General features: G+C 73.3%; 17 protein-coding genes. 6 read left to right on the top strand and 11 right to left on the bottom strand.

The features are described from left to right. The first annotated feature begins 297 nt into the window (after positions 1–297). The 4 genes from VE546_RS05350 (at position 298) to VE546_RS05335 (ending at position 5,368) form a co-directional block, all read left to right on the top strand. Positions 298–981, top strand: coding sequence for a hypothetical protein (locus tag VE546_RS05350; RefSeq protein ID WP_324919071.1), 684 nt, complete (start codon positions 298–300; stop codon positions 979–981). Between the two features lie 49 nt (positions 982–1,030). Further along, a complete protein-coding gene (locus VE546_RS05345) occupies positions 1,031–1,825 on the top strand; it encodes a thioredoxin domain-containing protein (RefSeq protein WP_324919069.1) in 795 nt (264 codons plus the stop codon). 197 nt (positions 1,826–2,022) lie between these two features. Beyond that, positions 2,023–3,684 carry an alkaline phosphatase D family protein gene (locus VE546_RS05340; RefSeq protein ID WP_324919067.1) on the top strand — a complete coding sequence of 554 codons (1,662 nt, stop codon included), beginning with the start codon at positions 2,023–2,025 and terminating at the stop codon, positions 3,682–3,684. Between the two features lie 4 nt (positions 3,685–3,688). Continuing rightward, positions 3,689–5,368, top strand: coding sequence for a serine/threonine-protein kinase (locus VE546_RS05335; RefSeq protein ID WP_324919065.1), 1,680 nt, complete (start codon positions 3,689–3,691; stop codon positions 5,366–5,368). Here the strand turns inward: VE546_RS05335 and VE546_RS05330 are convergent. Continuing rightward, positions 5,365–5,973, bottom strand: a complete 609-nt coding sequence (locus VE546_RS05330) for a dienelactone hydrolase family protein (protein ID WP_324919063.1) — start codon at positions 5,971–5,973, stop codon at positions 5,365–5,367. The two genes, VE546_RS05335 and VE546_RS05330, sit on opposite strands and share 4 nt — an antisense overlap. A gap of 138 nt (positions 5,974–6,111) precedes the next feature. Between VE546_RS05330 and VE546_RS05325 the strand changes: the two genes are divergently transcribed. Next, positions 6,112–7,248, top strand: a complete 1,137-nt coding sequence (locus VE546_RS05325; RefSeq protein WP_324919061.1) for a mechanosensitive ion channel family protein — start codon at positions 6,112–6,114, stop codon at positions 7,246–7,248. A 35-nt stretch (positions 7,249–7,283) separates the two neighbouring features. Here the strand turns inward: VE546_RS05325 and VE546_RS05320 are convergent, their stop codons facing one another. From VE546_RS05320 to VE546_RS05310, 3 genes are all read right to left on the bottom strand, one after another. After that, positions 7,284–8,225 carry an RluA family pseudouridine synthase gene (locus VE546_RS05320; protein ID WP_324919059.1) on the bottom strand — a complete coding sequence of 314 codons (942 nt, stop codon included), beginning with the start codon at positions 8,223–8,225 and terminating at the stop codon, positions 7,284–7,286. 79 nt (positions 8,226–8,304) lie between these two features. After that, positions 8,305–8,955: a signal peptidase II gene (gene lspA / locus VE546_RS05315; protein ID WP_324919057.1), complete on the bottom strand. Its 651-nt coding sequence runs from the start codon at positions 8,953–8,955 to the stop codon at positions 8,305–8,307. 35 nt (positions 8,956–8,990) lie between these two features. Continuing rightward, positions 8,991–9,629, bottom strand: a complete 639-nt coding sequence (locus VE546_RS05310; protein ID WP_324919055.1) for a TraR/DksA family transcriptional regulator — start codon at positions 9,627–9,629, stop codon at positions 8,991–8,993. 650 nt (positions 9,630–10,279) lie between these two features. On the opposite strand from VE546_RS05310, the gene ileS reads away from it, so the two are divergent. After that, on the top strand, positions 10,280–13,447 hold the full coding sequence (gene ileS, locus VE546_RS05305; protein WP_324919053.1) for an isoleucine--tRNA ligase: 3,168 nt from the start codon (positions 10,280–10,282) through the stop codon (positions 13,445–13,447). A 214-nt stretch (positions 13,448–13,661) separates the two neighbouring features. Here ileS and VE546_RS05300 read toward each other — a convergent pair whose 3' ends face one another. From VE546_RS05300 to VE546_RS05270, 7 genes are all read right to left on the bottom strand, one after another. Beyond that, on the bottom strand, positions 13,662–14,753 hold the full coding sequence (locus VE546_RS05300; protein ID WP_324919050.1) for a DivIVA domain-containing protein: 1,092 nt from the start codon (positions 14,751–14,753) through the stop codon (positions 13,662–13,664). Between the two features lie 48 nt (positions 14,754–14,801). After that, positions 14,802–15,086 (bottom strand): YggT family protein, encoded by a 285-nt coding sequence (locus VE546_RS05295; RefSeq protein ID WP_324919048.1) that lies wholly within the window; start codon positions 15,084–15,086, stop codon positions 14,802–14,804. Positions 15,087–15,152: 66 nt separating this feature from the next. Continuing rightward, positions 15,153–15,797: a cell division protein SepF gene (locus VE546_RS05290; RefSeq protein ID WP_324919046.1), complete on the bottom strand. Its 645-nt coding sequence runs from the start codon at positions 15,795–15,797 to the stop codon at positions 15,153–15,155. A 147-nt stretch (positions 15,798–15,944) separates the two neighbouring features. Beyond that, positions 15,945–16,664, bottom strand: a complete 720-nt coding sequence (locus tag VE546_RS05285) for a YggS family pyridoxal phosphate-dependent enzyme (RefSeq protein WP_324919044.1) — start codon at positions 16,662–16,664, stop codon at positions 15,945–15,947. Continuing rightward, positions 16,661–17,488: a peptidoglycan editing factor PgeF gene (gene pgeF / locus VE546_RS05280; RefSeq protein WP_414720409.1), complete on the bottom strand. Its 828-nt coding sequence runs from the start codon at positions 17,486–17,488 to the stop codon at positions 16,661–16,663. Before pgeF ends, VE546_RS05285 begins: the two co-directional genes overlap by 4 nt. Positions 17,489–17,499: 11 nt before the next feature. Then, a complete protein-coding gene (gene ftsZ / locus VE546_RS05275; RefSeq protein WP_324919042.1) occupies positions 17,500–18,756 on the bottom strand; it encodes a cell division protein FtsZ in 1,257 nt (418 codons plus the stop codon). Between the two features lie 276 nt (positions 18,757–19,032). Next, positions 19,033–19,784: cell division protein FtsQ/DivIB (locus tag VE546_RS05270; RefSeq protein ID WP_324919040.1), on the bottom strand; the 752-nt coding region annotated here is incomplete at its 5' end.

The following is a 19,784-nucleotide window of genomic DNA, read 5'->3' as shown; positions in this document are numbered from 1 at the left end:
CCGACAGGACCCCGGCGCGCGCCGCGGGAATCCACGGAGACCCGCGTGTTCCCCGCACGCGTCCCCGCCGGACGCCGCCCGCCGCCACGCCCCCGGGGAGGCACCACGGGGGCGGGCCGCTGCGGCCCGCGCGGCCGGCGCGGCTCCCGAAGGCATCCCCCGTCCTCCGCGTCCCCCCGCGTCCGTGCCCGCCGTACCGCGGTCGCACCGCGTCGCGGCCACGTTCATGTTGCGATCTTCACCCGGCCGGGGCTCTTTAAGCCCCTCTTAACGGAACGCATGGCACACTCGGCTGCGATGGGCATCCCTGACACAGGCATCCGGACGGTGCGCGCCGCGGTCTTCACCGCGCTGTGCGTCACCCTGTCCGCGGGTGCCCACGTCCTGCTCACCGGAAACCCCCTGCCGTATCCGCCGCTGCTCCTGGTCAGCACGGCGGTGTTCGCCGCCGCCTTCGCGCTCGCCGGGCGGGAGCGGGGTTACTGGTCGGTCGCCGGGCTGCTGGTGCCGCTGGAACTGGCCGCCGACACCGTCTTCACCACCGGGCAGGACGCCTGTTACGGGCAGGCGGGCGGCCCCGTGGCCGGACCGCTGCGCTCGCTGGGCGTGGACCTGCTGTGCGCGGGCGGCGACCTGGGAACGCCGCTGGCGCGGATGACCGCCTCCGCCGCGCCCCCGCTCTCCGCCGCCACCCATCCCGCGGCCCCCTGGCTCCTGCTGGCCGCGCACGTGGCCGTGGGCCTGACCGCCGCCGCGTGGCTGCGCCGGGGCGACGCGGCGCTCACCCGGCTGCTGCGCGCCGCCGCCGCGGCCCTCTTCCGGCCGCTGCTGCTGGTGGCCGCCGTCTGCCGCCCGGCCGCCGGACCGGCCGGGCGCGGGATCCGCCCCGCCCTGCGCGCCACGCCCCGGCACACGCTCCCCCTGCTGACCCACTCCGTCGTACGACGCGGACCTCCGTGCCCCGCGGCCCCCGCCGTCTGAGCACCACCGTCCCCACCCGTACGTGACCGACACGGAGAACACACCCACCATGAGCAAGCGCAACAGCCAGGAAGCCAAGCGCGCCGCCCGGGAGCGGCTGCGGATCGAGCGCGAGAAGCAGGCCAGGAAGGAGAAGCTGCGCCGCCAGGCGATCGTCGGCGGTTCGGCGGTCGCGCTCCTCGCGGTCGCGGGCGGCATCGGCGTCGCGGTCGCCAACATGGGAGGCGACGGCGGCAGCGAGAAGTCGTGGTCCGCGGCGGCCGACAAGAAGCTGGTGAAGCCGGCCAACGCCACGGGCGAGAACGGCACGACCGTCGTCCTCGGCGGCGAGAACGCCAAGACGACCATCGACGTCTACGAGGACATGCGCTGCCCGGCCTGCGCCAGCTTCGAGCAGGCGCTCGGCGAGACCGTCAAGAAGGGCGCCAAGGAGGGCAAGTACAAGCTCCAGGTCCACCTCGGCGCCATCATCGACGGCAACTTCGGCGGCAACGGCTCCAAGAACGCCGCCAGCGCGCTGGGCGCCGCCCTGAACGTGAGCACCGAGGCGTTCAGCGAGTACCACTCCCTGCTGTACTCCGCCAAGCACCACCCGCCGGAGGCCGAGGACAAGTTCGCCGACAACGACTACCTGCTGAAGGTGGCCGAGGACGTCGACGCGCTGAAGAACAACGAGAAGTTCCGGCAGGCCGTCGAGAAGGGCACCTACGACAAGTGGGCCCTTGAGATGATCGAGAGCTTCGACAAGGCCGAGATCAAGGGCACGCCCACCGTCCGGATCGACGGCAAGGACGTGGAGGTCAACAAGCTGCCCGCCGAACTGGAGAAGCTCGGCGTGAAGTGACCCGGCGAACCGGGCGGCCGTCCCGCCCGGCGCCCCGCGCCACCGGGCCGCGGCGCTTTGCGCACCGCTGCCGGCACGGCACCGGCGGCGCCCGGAATCCGGCCCGACTCCGGTGCGCGGAAACGCCGTTCGACGGATCGGCGAACTCTTGCCGGCACCCTGTCCGCCGCCCCTACCGGCGCGTAGCATCGGCGGCCGTGACTGACACCCACACCGCTGCCCCCGCCACCGCCCACCCCACCGCCCCCAGACGCCGCACGGTCGTCGCGGCCGGCGCCGCGACCGCCGCGCTGCTGCCGCTGGCCGCCGCACGGCGCGCCCGCGCGGCCGACGGCCCGGTCTTCGCCCACGGCGTCGCCTCCGGCGACCCGCTGCCCGACGGCGTCCTGCTGTGGACCCGGGTCACCCCCACCCCCGACGCGACGCCCGGCTCCGGCCTGGGCGCGCCCGTGGAGGTCTCCTGGGAGGTCGCCGAGGACCCGGGCTTCACCGCCGTCGTCGCCTCCGGCCGTACGACCGCGACGGCCGCGGCCGACCACACGGTCAAGGTCGACGTGCGCGGGCTGCGCCCGGCCACCGCGTACCACTACCGCTTCGGCGCCGCCGGCACCCACTCCCCCGTCGGCCGCACCCGCACCGCGCCCGCCGACGGCGCCGCGGCGGACCGCGTCCGCTTCGGGGTGGTCTCCTGCGCCCACTACGAGAGCGGGTTCTTCACCGCCTACCGCCACCTGGCCGCCCGCGCCGACCTCGACGCCGTCCTCCACCTCGGCGACTACATCTACGAGTACGGCAAGGGCGAGTACCCGCTGAAGGACGGGGTCGTCCGGGAGATGCGGCCCGTCCACGAGACCGTCACCCTGGCCGACTACCGGCAGCGCCACGCCCACTACAAGACCGACCCCGACCTGCGGGCCCTGCACGCCGCGCACCCGGTCATCGCGATCTGGGACGACCACGAGACCGCCAACGACGCCTGGTCCGGCGGCGCCGAGAACCACACGCCCGCCACGGAGGGCGACTGGGCGGCGCGCGCGAGGGCCGCCCGGCAGGCGTACTTCGAGTGGATGCCGGTCCGCCCCTCCACCGAGGGCACCGTCTACCGGCGGCTGCGCTTCGGCGGCCTGGCCGACCTCCACCTGCTCGACCTGCGCTCCTTCCGCGACCGGCAGGCGGGGATCGGCAGCGGCGACGTGGACGACCCCGACCGCACGATCACCGGCCGCGCGCAACTGGACTGGCTGAAGGCCGGGCTCGCCGCCTCCGACACCCGGTGGCACCTGGTCGGCACCTCGGTGATGATCTCGCCGGTGGCCTTCGGGTCCGTGCCGGCACACCTGCTCGGGCCGCTGGCCGAGCTGCTCGGCATACCCCGCGAGGGCCTGGCCGTCAACGTCGACCAGTGGGACGGCTACACCGACGACCGCCGCGAGCTGCTGACCCACCTGCGCGACCGCGGCATCGGCAACACCGTCTTCCTCACCGGCGACATCCACATGGCCTGGGCCAACGACGTGCCCGTCCGGGCGGCCACCTATCCGCTGGAGCCGCCGGTGGCCACGGAGTTCGTGGTCACCTCCGTCACCTCGGACAATCTGGACGACATCCTGAAGGTCCCGGCGCACACCGTCTCCACCGTCGCCGAGACCGCCGTGCGCGCCGCCAACCGCCACACCAAGTGGGTCGACATGGACTCGCACGGCTACGGCGTCCTGGACGTGACCGGCGAGCGGGCGCAGATGGACTACTACGCGCTCTCCGACAAGACCGACCCCCGGGCGGCCGTCCGGCACGTGCGTTCCTACCGCACCCGTTCGGGCACACAGCGCGTCGAACACGTGGCGGACCCCGTACGCTGACCCCATGTCAGGGGGCCAACACCACGGGCACGACGGGGCCGGCCGGGTCGTCGACGGGCGTTTCGAGCTGCTGGAGCGGCTCGGCAGCGGAGGCATGGGCACGGTGTGGCGGGCGCGTGACACCGTGCTGGACCGCGAGGTGGCGCTGAAGGAGGTACGGCCGCCCCATCCGGTCTCCCCCGACCCGGCCGACGAGGACACCGCCTCGCGCAGGCTGCGGGAACGCGTGCTGCGCGAGGCGCGGGCCCTGGCCCGGCTCAACCACCCCCACGTGGTCACGGTCCACCACGTCGTGGACTCCCGGCCCCATCCGTGGATCGTGATGGAGCTGCTGCCGGGCCGCTCCCTCCAGGACCGGCTGGCCGACGGCCCGCTGGAGCCGGGCGAGGCGGCCAGGATCGGCCGGGAGATCCTGGCCGCGCTGCGCGCCGCGCACGCCGCCGGCATCCACCACCGCGACGTGAAACCGGCCAACGTGCTGCTGCGGGAGAACGGGAGCGCGGTGCTGACCGACTTCGGCATCGCCGCGGTCCAGGGCTCCACGTCGCTGACCGCCACCGGCGAACTCGTCGGCTCGCCCGAGTACATCGCCCCCGAGCGCATCCGGGGCACCGGCGACGACCCGGCCTCCGACCTGTGGTCGCTGGCCATGACACTGTACGTCTGCACGGAGGGCGCCAGCCCGCTGCGCCGCCCGACGGCCCTGGCCACGCTGGCCGCCGTGCTGGACGAGCCGATCCCGCCGCCGGTGCGGTCCGGGGCGCTGGCCCCGGCGCTGACCGCGATGCTGGTACGCGACCCGGCGGCCCGGCCCGACGCCGAGCGGTTCGACGCGCTGCTCGCCGACGCCGAGGCGGGCCGGGGCGGGGCGCCCTTCCCGGCCGCCCGGCCGACGACGCCGCTGCCCGCACCGCCGTACGCGTCGTCGTACGCACCGACCCTGCCCGCCGGGCCCCGCCCCGTACCCGCCCCCGGCGACGGAAGCGGCTCCGGGACCGTCCCTGCGGCCCCGGAGCGGCCCGCGCGGCGCCGGGGCCGGGCCGCGCTGGTCGCGGGGGCCGCCGTCGCCGCGGTGCTGGTCGCCGCCTCGGCGTACGCGCTCACCGCGTTCTCCGGCGGCGGGGACGGCGGCGGGGAGAACCGGGGCGGGAAGCGGTCCTCCACCCCGGCGGCCTCCCCGACCTCCGCGCGCTCCTCGTCCGTACCCTCCCCCTCCCCTTCCCCGTCCTCCTCCTCGCCCGCCTCGCCCGGCCCGAGCGCCTCCCCCACGCCGACGGCGTCCGCCCCCTCCGGCCCCTCCGCCTCGCCGGCCCCGTCGGCCACCGCGGCGGTGCCCGGGGAGGAGAGCGTCGGCACCTGGATCGCGCAGATCTTCTCCGAGCCGGTCTCCTCCGGCACGGCCGCCCGCGACAAGCGGCTGGCGGCCGTGCGCGCCGAGGTGCCGGAGGCGCGGATGCTGCGCAGCGACGACTTCGCCTCGCTGCGCCCGGGCTACTGGGTGATCTACGCACCGGGCCCGTTCGCCGACGGGCACGCCGCCGTGCGCTTCTGCGCGGACCGCGGCCGGACCGACTCCAACACCTGCATGGGCCGCTACCTCAGCCACCGCGCCTCCGACCGGGTGTACCTGTGCGCCCCCGCCTCGGGCGGCCCGACCGGCTCGGGCCGCTGCACGCGCCCCTAGCGGTCCTCCTGCTTCTCCCGGTCCTCCGGGCCCTCCAGGCCGGCCAGGAAGTCCAGCGCGATCCGCCAGGTCCGCTCGGCCGCCTCCGCGTCGTAGTCGGGCAGGTCGGGGTCGGTGTAGAGGTGGCCGGCCCCGGCGTAGCGGTGGACCTCGACCTCCGCGCCCGCCCGCCGCATCCGCAGGTACCAGGCGTTCAGCCAGTCGTGCGGCTCGAAGGGATCGGGGTCGGCGACGTGGAGCTGCACCGGCAGCCCGTCGACGGCCGCGTCCTCCGCGAGGTCGGAGGTGCCGTGGAGCAGCAGCAGCCCGCGCGCGTGGTCGTCGGCGAGCGCGAGGTTCTGGGCGATCGCGCCGCCCAGCGAGAACCCGGCGTAGACCACTCCCCGCTCGGAGAGCGGGGCGGTGGCGGCGACGGCCCGCTTGAGCAGCTCGTCGCGGCCGATCTCGTCCTTGATCTTCATGCCGTCCTCGACGGTGTCGGCGGTCCGCCCGTCGTACAGGTCGGGGGTGTGGACCTCGTGCCCGGCTTCCCGCAGCCGCTCGGCGGCGGCATGGACGGCGGGACGCAGCCCGTAGGTGGAGTGGAACATCACAACGGTGGGCACGATGTCACTTCCTTCGCAGGTCAGGCTCATGGCCCGCGTTCGGGCGACACGCCCGGGGCGGGGTTCTCCCCATGGTGCCAGGTACGGTCGATGGAGCCCTTTTCGTCATCAGCAGTCCACCGAGGAGTTCACACGACCATGGAGAACGTGCTGCGACCGCTGATCGTCTTCGGTGGCGCGATCGCACTGGCACTCGTCGTCGGCTGGGCCGTGGACCGCGCGCTGCAACGCATGGACGCCCGGCACCCGGAGACCCCGATGTGGGGGCTGCTGCGCAGCGGCCGGTGGCCGTTGCAGGCGGTCGTCTTCGTCGGCCTGCTCAACGCCTTCTCCGAGCAGACGCACCTGGCCAGGAACCACCAGAAGGCGGTCGACCTGTGGCTCAGCCTGATACTGATCGGGGCCGCCGCGTGGCTGGTGCTGCGGATGATCACCGCCATCGTGGAGACCGCCTTCGCCCGGTACGCCGGGGTCGCCCACGACGTGGGGCGGGTACGGCGGGTCCGCACCCAGCTGACCCTGGTCCGGCGGCTGGCCACGGCGGTGGTCACGGTGCTCGCCGGGGCGTCGATGCTGCTGCAGTTCCCCGCGATGGAGAAGTTCGGCGCCTCCATGCTGGCCTCGGCCGGTGTGCTGGGCATCGTCGTCGGCATCGCCGCCCAGTCCACGCTGAGCAACCTCTTCGCCGGCCTGCAGATCGCCTTCGGCGACATGGTGCGCATCGGCGACACGGTGGTGGTGGACGGCGAGTGGGGGACGGTGGAGGAGATCACCGTCTCGTACCTGGTGGTCCGCACCTGGGACGAGCGCCGGATCACCATGCCGGTGTCGTACTTCACCAGCAAGCCCTTCGAGAACTGGTCGCGCGGGGGCTCGCAGATGACCGGCACGGTCTACCTCCACCTCGACCACTCGGCCCCGATCGACGCGCTCCGCGCCAAGACCGAGGAGATCGTGCGCGCCAGCGACGCGTGGGACGGCCGCGCCTGGGACCTGTCGGTGACCGACACCACCCCCTCCACGATCGAGGTCCGCGCGCTGGTGACGGCGCGCTCGGCGGACGACATCTGGACGCTGCGCTGCGAGGTCCGCGAGAAGCTCGTCACCTGGCTCCACCGGGAGCACCCCTATGCGCTCCCCCGCGTCACCACGGCGCAGGCGGCGCCGGAGCCGGGGCGGGTACGCCCGGTGGACGGCACGGGGGGCGGTACGGCGGCGGGCACGGAGAACGGGCTGGCCAGGAGGGACATCCCCAGCGCCCGGAAGGCGCGCTGACAGCCCCTCCCGGCCGCCCGTCCCGCCGCCCCGGCTTACGCGCTCTCGGCGCGGACCCGGTCCAGCGCGGTCTGGAGGTCGTCCGGGTAGTCGCTGGTGAACTCCACCCGGCGGCCGTCCGCCGGGTGGTCGAAGCCGAGCCTCACCGCGTGCAGCCACTGCCGGGCCAGCCCCAGCCGCCTGGCCAGCGTCGGGTCGGCGCCGTAGGTGGTGTCGCCGACGCACGGGTGCCGGTGGGCGGCCATGTGGACGCGGATCTGGTGGGTGCGGCCGGTCTCCAGCTTGATGTCGAGCAGGCTGGCGGCCCGGAACGCCTCGATGAGGTCGTAGTGGGTGACCGACGGCTTGCCGTCGGCCGTGACGGCCCACTTGTAGTCGTGGACGGGATGCCGTCCGATGGGGGCGTCGATCGTGCCGCTGAGCGGGTCGGGGTGGCCCTGGACGAGCGCGTGGTAGCGCTTGTCGACCGTGCGCTCGCGGAACTGCTGCTTGAGCAGGGTGTAGGCGTGCTCGGACTTGGCCACCACCATCAGTCCGGAGGTGCCCACGTCCAGCCGGTGCACGACGCCCTGCCGCTCCGCGGCGCCGGAGGTGGAGATGCGGAAGCCCGCGGCGGCGAGCCCGCCGATCACGGTGGGACCGTTCCAGCCGGGGCTGGGGTGGGCGGCCACGCCGATCGGCTTGTCCACCACCACGATGTCGGCGTCGTCGTGCACGATCCGCATGCCCTCCACGGGCTCGGCCACGACCTGCACCGGCGCGGGCGGCGCGGGCATCTCGACCTCTATCCAGGCCCCGCCGCGCACGCGCTCGGACTTCCCGACCTCGCCCCCGTCGAGCCGGACCTTCCCCGCCGCGGCCAGCTCGGCCGCCTTGGTGCGGGAGAAGCCGAACATCCTGGCCAGGGCGGCGTCGACGCGTTCGCCCTCCAGGCCGTCGGGTACGGGCAGGGTACGGATCTCGGGAAGCTGACTCACCCGATCGAGTATGCCGGAAGCGGGCCGTGCCCCTGCCCGGCGGGCAGGGGCACGGCGCCCCCCGGTGCTCTCCGGCCGGTCAGTCGCGGTGGACCGTGCCGTCGGGGTCCAGGCCGCGGAAGGACAGGGCCACGATCAGCACGCCACCGCAGACGATCGCCGTGTCGGCGAGGTTGAAGACGGCGAAGTGCGCGGGCGCGATGAAGTCCACGACGTGGCCCCGGAACACCCCGGGCGAGCGGAAGACCCGGTCGGTGAGGTTGCCCAGGGCCCCGCCCAGCAGCATCCCCAGGGCGATGGCCCACGGCGTGCTGTAGAGCCTCCGGGCGATCCGTATGATCACCACGATCACGATGACCGCGATGGCGGTGAAGACGATGGTGAGGGCCTCGCCGATGCCGAAGGCGGCGCCGGGGTTGCGCACCGCCCGGAACTGCAGCCAGGTCCCGATCACCTCGATCGGGTCGCGGCCCTCCAGCTTCTCGACCACGAGGACCTTGGTGATCAGGTCCAGGACGTACGCGAAGGCCGCCACGGCGACGAGCACCGCGATCCGCCGGCGGCGCCCGGACGCCGACGGCCCGCCGACCCCGGCCGCGGTGCCGGTGGCGGTGCTGGCCGCGGTGCCGTCCGCGGTGTCTGCCGCGGCCTTCTCCCCGGCTCCGTCGGCGGCTCCTTCAGCGATTCCGGCTTCGTCCGGCTTCTCGTTGGCCCGTTCCACCTCTGTCACGTGATGCAGGGTACGTCACGTCCGGACGGCCGCCGTCAGCGGCGTTCCTGCCGCTGTTTGCACTCCACGCAGAGCGTCGCCCGGGGGAAGGCCTGCATCCGTGCCTTGCCGATCGGCCGGCCGCAGTTCTCGCAGACGCCGTACGTCCCGGCCTCCAGGCGCTCCATGGCGCGCTCGGTCTGGTGGAGCATCTCGCGGGCGTTCTCGGCGAGGGCCATCTCGTGCTCGCGCGTGATGTTCTTGGTCCCCGTGTCGGCCTGGTCGTCCCCGGTGGCGTCGGCCGAGTCGCGCATCAGCCCGCTGAGCGCCTCCTCGGCGGCGTGGATCTCGGTGCGCAGCCGTTCGGCCTCCCGGGACAGTTCGGCGCGCGCCTCGTCCACCTCCTCCTGGCTCCAGGGCTCCTCACCGGGCCGTACGACGAGTTCGTCGGGAGCGGCGGGTGCCGCGGCCGTGCGTGCCGGAGGCACCGAGGCGGCCTTCCCGGCGGCCGGCGTTCCCGTCGTGGTCTTCTTGGCAACCACCGTCTTGGCTCCTGTCTTCTTCCCGGCCGCCTCTGCGGCGGCCGTCTCCGTGGCGGCGGCCCGGCCGGCCGCCCGCGCGGCGGCCCCTCTCCCCGCCCCCGTCGCGGAGGGCTGCCCGTCCGTCGTCTCCGCCGTCCTCACCGCGGTCCTCATCGCCGTGGTCCTCGTGGTGGTCCTCTCCTGCGCGGCCTTCCCGCCGGCGGTCTCCGGCGCCGCGTCCGCCGCCTTCCCCCGCACCCCGCCGGCGGCCTCCGCGGCGGGCCCCGCACGGCTTCCGCCCTTCCTCCTGCGGTCTCTCCCGCCGCCATGGCCGCGATCCCTCTACCTGTTCCGGTCTTTCCCGCGGATCGTGACGGGAACGGTGAATCCGCCCCGATCGTGCGGCAACGGGGCACGCCGGTCCGCTCGCACTCCTCCGAGGCGGCCCCGTGCCCCTGCGAAGCGTTGTGCCCCGCGTCGCGCTGCGAAAACCGGTCGGCCGCCACGGGACGGCACCCGTACACTGGGCAGAGCGAGAGGCGTGGAAGGGGACGAGTAGCGCCCGTATGCAGCCACGAGCGACCCGGGGACGGTGTGAGCCCGGGGGCGAGCGCGGCGTGAAGATCACCCCGGAGCCGCCGGAAGAAAGCCCTCCGCGCGAGTGGTGAGTAGAACCGGCATCGCAGCACCAAACGAGAGGGCGGTGGGACGCGCACCCGGTGCGCCTCCGCCGTCAAGGAGGGTGGTACCGCGGGTCCCCGCCGACAGGCGGCGGTCTCGTCCCTCCGGCGGAAGTCACGACGTCCGTTGGAGGAAGCTCGCCCATGAGCCCGCAGTCCCCGCCCCAGTACCGTCCGGTGCCCGCCCAGGTGGACCTTCCCGCGCTCGAACGCGCCGTGCTGGACTTCTGGCGCGAGAACAAGGTCTTCGACCGTTCCCTGGAGCAGTCCGAGGGCCGCCCCGAGTGGGTGTTCTACGAGGGGCCCCCGACCGCGAACGGCAGGCCCGGCGCCCACCACATCGAGGCCCGCGTCTTCAAGGACGTCTTCCCCCGCTTCCGCACCATGCGCGGCTACCACGTCGCGCGCAAGGCCGGCTGGGACTGCCACGGCCTGCCGGTCGAGCTGGCGGTGGAGAAGGAGCTGGGCTTCAGCGGCAAGCAGGACATCGAGGCCTACGGGATCGCGGAGTTCAACGCCAAGTGCCGCGAGTCGGTGACCCGGCACACCGACGCCTTCGCCGAGCTGACCACCCGGATGGGCTACTGGGTCGACATGGACGGCGCCTACCGGACGATGGACCCGCAGTACATCGAGTCCGTCTGGTGGTCGCTGAAGCAGATCTTCGACAAGGGCCTGCTCGTCCAGGACTACCGGGTGGCCCCGTGGTGCCCGCGCTGCGGCACCGGGCTGTCCGACCACGAGCTGGCGCAGGGCTACGAGACCGTGGTCGACCCCTCGGTCTTCGTCCGCTTCCCGCTGACCTCCGGTCCGCTGGCGGGCGAGGCCGCACTGCTGGTGTGGACGACCACGCCTTGGACGCTGGTGTCCAACACCGCGGTCGCCGCCCACCCCGACGTCACCTACGTGGTGGCCACGGACGGCACCGAGAAGCTGGTCGTCGCCGAACCGCTGCTGGACAAGACGCTCGGCGACGGCTGGACCGCGACCGGGCAGACCTTCACCGGCCGGGAGATGGAGCGCTGGGCCTACCGCCGCCCGTTCGACCTGGTGGAGATCGAGGGCGCCCACTTCGTCGTCAACGCCGACTACGTCACCACCGACGACGGCACCGGCCTGGTCCACCAGGCTCCCGCCTTCGGCGAGGACGACCTGAAGACCTGCCGCGCCTACGGGCTGCCGGTGGTCAACCCCGTCCGGCCCGACGGCACCTTCGAGGAGGGCCTGGGGCTGGTCGGCGGCCAGTTCTTCAAGAAGGCCGACGAGACGCTCGTCGCCGACCTCGACGCGCGCGGCCTGCTGTTCCGCCACGTGCCGTACGAGCACAGCTACCCGCACTGCTGGCGCTGCCACACCGCGCTGCTGTACTACGCGCAGCCGTCCTGGTACATCCGCACCACCGCGGTCAAGGACGCCCTGCTGCGGGAGAACGAGCGGACGAACTGGTTCCCGGAGTCGGTCAAGCACGGCCGCTACGGCGACTGGCTCGACAACAACATCGACTGGGCCCTGTCCCGCAACCGCTACTGGGGCACCCCGCTGCCCATCTGGCGCTGCGCGGACGGCCACCTCACCTGCGTCGGCTCGCTGGCCGAGCTGACCGAGCTGACCGGCACCGACCAGTCCGGCCTGGACCCGCACCGGCCCTACATCGACGCGGTCACCTTCACCTGCACCGCCGAGGGCTGCTCCCTGGAGGCCACCCGCGTCCCGGAGGTCATCGACGCCTGGTACGACTCGGGCTCGATGCCCTTCGCGCAGTGGGGCTACCCGTACCGCAACAAGGAGCTGTTCGAGAAGCGCTACCCGGCGCAGTTCATCTGCGAGGCCATCGACCAGACCCGCGGCTGGTTCTACACGCTGATGGCGGTCGGCACGCTCGTCTTCGACCGCTCCTCCTACGAGAACGTGGTCTGCCTGGGCCACATCCTCGCCGAGGACGGCCGGAAGATGTCCAAGCACCTGGGCAACATCCTGGAGCCGATCCCGCTCATGGACCAGCACGGCGCGGACGCGGTGCGCTGGTTCATGGCGGCGGGCGGCTCCCCGTGGAGCGCGCGGCGCGTCGGGCACGGCACGATCCAGGAGGTCGTCCGCAAGGTCCTGCTGACCTACTGGAACACGGTCGCCTTCCAGGCCCTGTACGCCCGCACCGCCGGCTGGGCGCCCTCCGACGGCGACCCGGCGCCGGCCGAGCGCCCGCTGCTGGACCGCTGGCTGCTCAGCGAGCTCCACGCCCTGGTCGACCAGTGCACCCAGGCCATGGAGGCGTACGACACCCAGCGCACCGGCAAGCTGCTGTCCACCTTCGTGGACGACCTGTCCAACTGGTACGTGCGCCGCTCGCGCCGCCGCTTCTGGCAGGGCGACCCGGCCGCGCTGCGCACGCTGCACGACGTGCTGGAGACCGTCACCCGGCTGATGGCCCCGCTGGTGCCGTTCATCACCGAGCGGGTGTGGCAGGACCTGATCGTCCCCGTCACCCCGGACGCGCCGGACTCGGTGCACCTGGCCTCGTGGCCGGTCGCCGACCTGGAAGCCGTCGACCCCGACCTGTCCCGCGACATGCTGCTGGTGCGGCGGCTGGTGGAGCTGGGCCGGGCCACGCGCGCCGAGTCGGGGGTCAAGACCCGGCAGCCGCTGTCGAGGGCGCTGCTGGCGGCGCAGGGCTTCGAGCTGCTCAGCGACGAGCTGCGGGAGCAGATCGCCGAGGAGCTGAACGTCACCTCGCTCGCCTCCCTGTCGGAGGTGGGCGGCTCCCTGGTGGACACCACGGCCAAGGCGAACTTCCGCGCGCTGGGCCGCCGGTTCGGCAAGCGCACCCAGGCGGTCGCCAGGGCCATCGCCGAGGCGGACGCGGCGGAGCTCTCCGCGGCGCTGCGCAACGGCACTGCGGCGGTGGAGGTGGACGGCGAGACGATCGCGCTGTCGCCGGAGGAGGTCATCATCACCGAGACCCCGCGGGAGGGCTGGTCGGTGGCCTCCGACGCCGGTGCCACGGTCGCCCTCGACCTGGAGATCACCCCGGAGCTGCGGCGGGCGGGGCTGGCCCGTGACGCGATCCGGCTGATCCAGGAGGCGCGCAAGAAGAGCGGCCTGGACGTCGCCGACCGGATCGCCCTGCGGTGGCGGTCACAGGACCAGGAGGTCGTCCGGGCGCTGACCGAGCACCAGGCCCTGATCTCGGACGAGGTCCTGGCCACGGACTACGCGGAGGGCGAGGGCGACGACTCCTTCGGCGAACCGTTCACGGACGAGGCGCTGTCCCTGACCTTCCGGCTCCGCCGCGTGGCCGCCCCGGCCGCCCGGTAACGCCGTCCGGCGCCGTCCGGCGCACCGGTTGGTCCTCCGGGCCGCGGAGTCCGGCCCGGAGGACCACCACGTGGCGCACCGGCCCCCGGCGGGGGCCCGTCCCGGCCGAACCGTCCGGGACACGTCAACGGGCCGGGCCCGGGATCCTCGTGATCCCGGGCCCGGCCCGTCGTGATATGCCGACCTGTCGCCGGGCGGTGCCGTCAGCCGCCGGTCAGTTGTCGTCCTCGTCGATGAGGAAGCCGCGCATCGGCGACGGCGCCTGCTGCATGGGCTGCGGGCCCTGCGGCCGTACGGGGGCCATCGGCTGGGTCATGGCCGGGGACATCTGCTGCTGCCCGCCGTACGTCTGACCGCCGCCCTGGGTGTGGCCGCCGTGGCCGCCGTGACCGCCGTGGTTGCCCGGACCGCCCATGGACTGGTTGCCGCCCATCGACTGGTTGCCGCCCATGCCCTGGTGTCCGCCCATGGAGCCGCCGTTGGGGGCACCGGCCGAGGCCATCGACGGGGACGGCGGGAGCGAGGCCGTCGCCGGGGTGCGCGGCGGGGCCAGGGAGTCGTCGGCCTGGCTCTCCAACTGGCGGAGCTGGCTCTCCAGGTACGACTTCAGGCGGGTGCGGTACTCGCGCTCGAAGCCGCGCAGGTCCTCGACCTTGCGCTCCAGCGTGGCGCGGGCGGACTCCAGCGAGCCCATCGCGACGCGGTGCTTCTCCTGCGCGTCCCGCTCCAGGGCGTCGGCCTTGGCGCGGGCGTCCCGCTCCAGGCCCTCGGCGCGGCTGCGCGCCTCACCGACGATCTTGTTGGCCTCGGAACGGGCCTCCGCGATCGCCTGGTCGGCGGTCTGCTGCGCCAGCGACAGCACGCGGGCCGCGCTGTCGCCGCCCGGGCCTCCGGGCATGCCCGGAGCGCCCATCGGCCCGGGACCCATCGGTCCGGGACCGTGCGGGCCGCCCTGCGGCCCGTGCCCGCCGGGACCGGCCGGCAGCTGCGGCGCACCGCCGGGGAGCTGGGGCGGGCCGCCCATCTGCCCCGGCGGGACCGGCTGCGGTCCTGATATGGCGGCTGGTACGGGGGCCCCCGGCCTGTCCTGTTCGGGTTTGCGCATGCCCTGCTGCTGCTGGTTCTGCGCGGCGGCCCGCGTCGCCGCGGCCAGCTTGGCGCGCAGGTCCTCGTTCTCGCGGAGCAGTCGGGTCAGCTCGGCCTCGACCTCGTCGAGGAAGGCATCGACCTCGTCCTCGTCGTAGCCCTCACGCAGGCGGACGGTCGTGAACTGCTTGTTCCGCACGTCCTCGGGGGTCAGCGGCATCTCTTCACCTCAACGTAAGTCATCGGCATATCGGCAAGACCGTATCGCTCACAGCCTGGCCACGACACTGATCAGGATGTAGACGATGATCATCAGTACGAAGAAGGACAGGTCGAGCGCCACGCCCCCGAAGCGCAGCGGCGGTATGAACCGCCGCAGAAGCTTGAGTGGCGGATCAGTGACAGTGTAGGTGGCCTCCAGGATGACCACCATCGCCTTGCCGGGCTGCCATGAGCGGGCGAACATGAAGACGTAGTCCATCACCAGGCGGAAGATCAGCACGACGAGGAAGCATTGCAGCGCAATGAGGATCACCTGCTGTGCGACGCCCATCCTGCGCTTCCCTCTCCCCTTGGGTCGTGCCCGGCCCCTCGGCCGGACGTGTCCGGTGTCCTGATCTCAGCTCTGGTTGAAGAACCCGCCCTCTGCGATGCGGGCCTTGTCCTCCGCCGTGACATCGACGTTAGCAGGAGACAGCAGGAACACCTTCTGCGTCACCCGCTCGATACTCCCATGGAGACCGAACACCAGACCGGCCGCGAAGTCGACGAGCCGCTTCGCGTCCGTGTCGTCCATCTCGGTCAGGTTCATGATCACCGGGGTGCCCTCGCGGAAGTGTTCCCCGATGGTACGGGCTTCGTTGTACGTCCGGGGGTGGAGCGTGGTGATCCGGTAGGGCTCCCGCTCGGACACGACCTTGGGCATGATCACCGGTGCGTTCTTCTCCAGGTTCTGGCGTTCGGATGTGATGGATGCCACGGGGGCAATTCTCCCGTGTCGCCCGCTTTCGGAGACGATTGCAGGAGTCTGCTCGCGCTCCCGGTGAGCCGGAGGATGGACGACCCGCACCGGCTCCTCGGGCTCCGGCTCCCCGGCCTTCGCCGTGGGCGCCCCCAGGGGCTGGTGCGCCTGGTGCCTCAGCCGGTCCCTCTCGGGCTCCGGCTCGGGCTCGAACTCGTCGTCGGGGTCGAACCCCGGGCCGTCGTACCCATCGTCCTCCACGAGGCCGAGGTAGACCGCCATCTTGCGCATCGCGCCGGCCATTCTCTGCGTCCTCCGCTCTGTGGTGGGTCCCCTGCCTCCGGCGGGGAGGCCCCAGGCTCCGTCACCGGTGGCCCTGGATCCACGCGGCCATCCGCTCGGTGCGGAAATGACCATATTTTCTGCTGTGGTCCGACTTGTTTGGCGACGTTACCGGAGCCTGGGTCGGACTCCGAGTACCGCACTGCCGATACGCACATGTGTCGCACCGGCAGCCACCGCCTCTTCGAGATCCGCGCTCATTCCTGCCGAGACCATGTTCGCAGCAGGATCGTTCGCCCGCAGGCCGGTTGAGATTTCCCGCAGGCGCTCGAAGGCGTCCCCCGGCCTCCCGGCGTACGGGCCGGACAGCGGTGCGACCGTCATCACACCGGCCAGCCACAGCCCCGGCGCGGCGGCCACCTCGCGGGCCAACTCCCCCACGCCGTCGGGCGCCACGCCGCCGCGCTGCCCGGCCGCGCCGGCCTCCCGGTCGAGCGCGACCTGCAGGAAGCAGCCGATCCGCCGCCCCTCGCGCTCGGCGGCCGCGGACAGCGCGGCGACCAGCCGGGGCCGGTCGACCGAGTGCACGAAGTCGGCGTACCGGACCACCGAACGCGCCTTGTTCGTCTGCAACTGCCCGACGAAGTGCCAGGTGAGGGGCAGGTCCGCGCAGGCCGCCGCCTTGGGCGCCGCCTCCTGGTCGCGGTTCTCCGCCACGTGCCGCACCCCGAGTTCGGCCAACAGCCGCACGTCGTCGGCGGGATAGGTCTTGGTGACGACGACCAGGGTCACGTCCTTCGGATCGCGCCCCGCAGTGACACAAGCGCGGGTGATGCGCTCCTCCACTCGGGCGAGGTTGGCGGCCAGTTCGGCCTTCCGGTCGGTCATGTCCCGCACCTCCCTTCCGCCGCTCCGGCGCCGTCCGCGGGCGCCGTCCGGCCGTCCGGCCCGTCCGGCCCGTGCCGTTCGTCCGGGACGTCCGGCTCGTCCAGCCAGACGTAACTCGCCAGCCGGCCGGTGGTCTTCTCCCGGCGGTACGAGTAGTGGTCCTCCGACTCCAGCGTGCACACCGGGGACGGCGGCGGCGCCGGGACGCCGAGCCGGGCGAGCTGGGCCCGGACCCCCGCCCCGACGTCGACCGCCGGCGTGCCCCGGCCCGTGGTGGCGTACGCCTCCGGAGCCACGGCCGCGACCTCCTCGCGCATCCGCTCCGGCACCTCGTAGCAGCGCCCGCACACCGAGGGCCCGAGGCGGGCGACGATGCGCGCCGGGTCGGCGCCGAGTCCGGTCATCGCCTCCACCACCGCCGGGACCACCCCGGCGACCAGCCCCGGCCGTCCGGCGTGCGCGGCGCCCGCGATCCCGGCGACGGGGTCGGCGAGGAGGACCGGGACGCAGTCGGCGGTGAGCACGGCGAGCGCCAGGCCGCGGCGGCCGGTCACGACCGCGTCCACGCACGGCACGTCGCCGTCTCCCCACGGCCCGTCGACCACGGCCACCTCGCGGCCGTGCACCTGGTTCATCCAGACCACCGCGGCCGGGTCGAGGCCGAGCGCCTTCGCCGCCAGCTCGCGGTTGGCCCGTACGGCGCCGGGGTCGTCCCCGACCGCGCCGCCGAGGTTGAGTTCGTCATACGGAGCGGCGCTCACCCCGCCCCACCGGTCGGTGAAGGCGAAGTGCGCGCCGCCCACGGAGTCGTGCTGCCCTATCACGCTCGCGGTGCCTACTTGAGGAAGTCGGGCACGTCGAGCTCCTCGGCCTGCCCGTCCTGGTACGGGCGGGCCGGCGGCACCTGCGGGGTCACGGACGGGCCGGTCTCGCCGGGTGCCGCGGAGGAGGTCCCCGCGCCGTAGACGGACGGGGCCTCGGTCAGCGGGGAGACCGGGGACGGCTCCTCCTCCCGCGGGGTGACCGAGCCGAGTCCGCCGAAGGACGGTCGGTCGGTGTCGGAGGGCACCGGGCGCGGGCCCGTGGCGCTCTCGTCCTTGCTGCCGTAGGAACCGAGCACCTTGTCGCGGTTCTTCGAGGGCGGCTGCCCGCCGTCGAAGCCCGCCGCGATGACGGTGACCCGGACCTCGTCGCCGAGGGCGTCGTCGATGACCGCGCCGAAGATGATGTTCGCCTCGGGGTGCGCCGCCTCGCTCACGAGCTGGGCGGCCTCGTTGATCTCGAACAGGCCGAGGTCCGAGCCGCCGGAGATGGACAGCAGGACGCCCCGGGCGCCGTCGATGGACGCCTCCAGCAGCGGCGAGGAGATCGCCATCTCGGCGGCGGCCACCGCGCGGTCGTCGCCGCGTGCCGAGCCGATGCCCATGAGCGCCGAGCCCGCCTCGGACATCACGGACTTGACGTCCGCGAAGTCGAGGTTGATCAGGCCCGGGGTGGTGATGAGGTCGGTGATGCCCTGCACGCCGGAGAGCAGCACCTGGTCCGCGGACTTGAACGCGTCGAGCACGCTCACCTGGCGGTCCGAGATGGACAGCAGCCGGTCGTTGGGGATGACGATGAGGGTGTCGACCTCGTCGCGCAGGGCCGCGATGCCGTCCTCGGCCTGGTTGGCCCGGCGGCGGCCCTCGAAGGTGAACGGACGGGTGACGACGCCGATGGTGAGGGCGCCGAGGGAGCGTGCGATGTTCGCGACGACGGGCGCACCGCCGGTGCCGGTGCCGCCGCCCTCGCCCGCCGTGACGAAGACCATGTCGGCCCCCTTGAGGACCTCCTCGATCTCCTCGCGGTGGTCCTCGGCCGCCTTGCGGCCGACATCGGGGTTGGCGCCGGCGCCGAGGCCACGGGTGAGCTCGCGGCCGACGTCGAGCTTGACGTCGGCGTCGCTCATCAGCAGGGCCTGTGCGTCAGTGTTGATCGCGATGAACTCGACGCCCTTGAGACCGACCTCGATCATCCGGTTGATGGCATTGACGCCACCGCCGCCGATACCGACGACCTTGATGACTGCGAGGTAGTTCTGCGGTGCTGCCACGTCGAAGGCCTCTCGCCTCGAGTTACGTGTCGCCGCTCCACGGTGGTTGCGGTGCGCCGACCTATGCCGAGTGGGACGGTCCGGACGCCGACCCGAACCCTAACGGTGAAGTTTAGGGTTACCAGTGTCTGTCGTTCCTCGGATTCTTTGGAACGGACACTAGGTCGACAAGCGGTGCGCGTTCAATGAACACGCCGAACCTCCCGTTTTTCTTCTCACCCTATGTGATCAGCCAATGCGGTAGCCAACCAGGGTGCTGGCCTGCGGGTACGCACGTCAACTCCCCGACGCCGCCGGAGCGCTGGGGACGCTCACGTCGTACCGTTCCGCCCCGTCCGCGGCCTTCATCACCAGGGCCAGCGACCTGGCCTTCGCCGGGCTGTCCTCGCTGCTGCCCCACACCACCGTGCGCCCGCCGGTCAGCTCCAGGGTGATGGAGTCGTAGGAGCGGACCCGGATGGTGCGGGTGTCCCGGCGTACGCCCTCGGGGAGCGCCGCGGCGACCTTCACCGCCTCCCGGCGCATCCGCCCGGCGCCGAAGCGGTGCCGGCTGGGGGAGTCGGCCAGGTCCACGGTGAGCAGGGGGACGTCCCCGGGGCGCTCGGCGACCGTGCCGAACCGCACCCCCTCGTCGTCCACCTCGGCGTACCCCCGGCCCCGCGCGCCCTCCGCCACGACGACCACGGGCCGGCGCTCGACGACCTTCAGCTCGATGCCGTGCGGCCAGGACCGCACGGCGTCGACGGAGTCGATCCGGGGCAGCCGGGCCAGCAGCCGCCGCTCCACCTCCTCGGGGTCGACCGAGACGAGCGGGTCGCCCACGGGGACGTCGGCGGCGGCCAGGACCCGGCGTTCCGTCAGGACCCGCTCGCCGCCGACCGTGACGCTCTCGACCCGCAGCCAGGGGGAGCCGTAGAGCACCCACAGGGCACAGCCGCCGAGCACGAGCGCCGGGGCGAGGGCGAGCACGAGCAGCAGACGGCGGCGGCCCCGGTCGCCCGCAGGCCGCGGCCGGCGGGTCCACCGCG

Source organism: Streptomyces sp. (genome assembly GCF_035644915.1).
Lineage (GTDB): Bacteria > Actinomycetota > Actinomycetes > Streptomycetales > Streptomycetaceae > Streptomyces.
The sequence above is the reverse complement of the archived record's forward strand: the minus strand, read 5'-3'. Positions and strand labels throughout refer to the sequence as shown.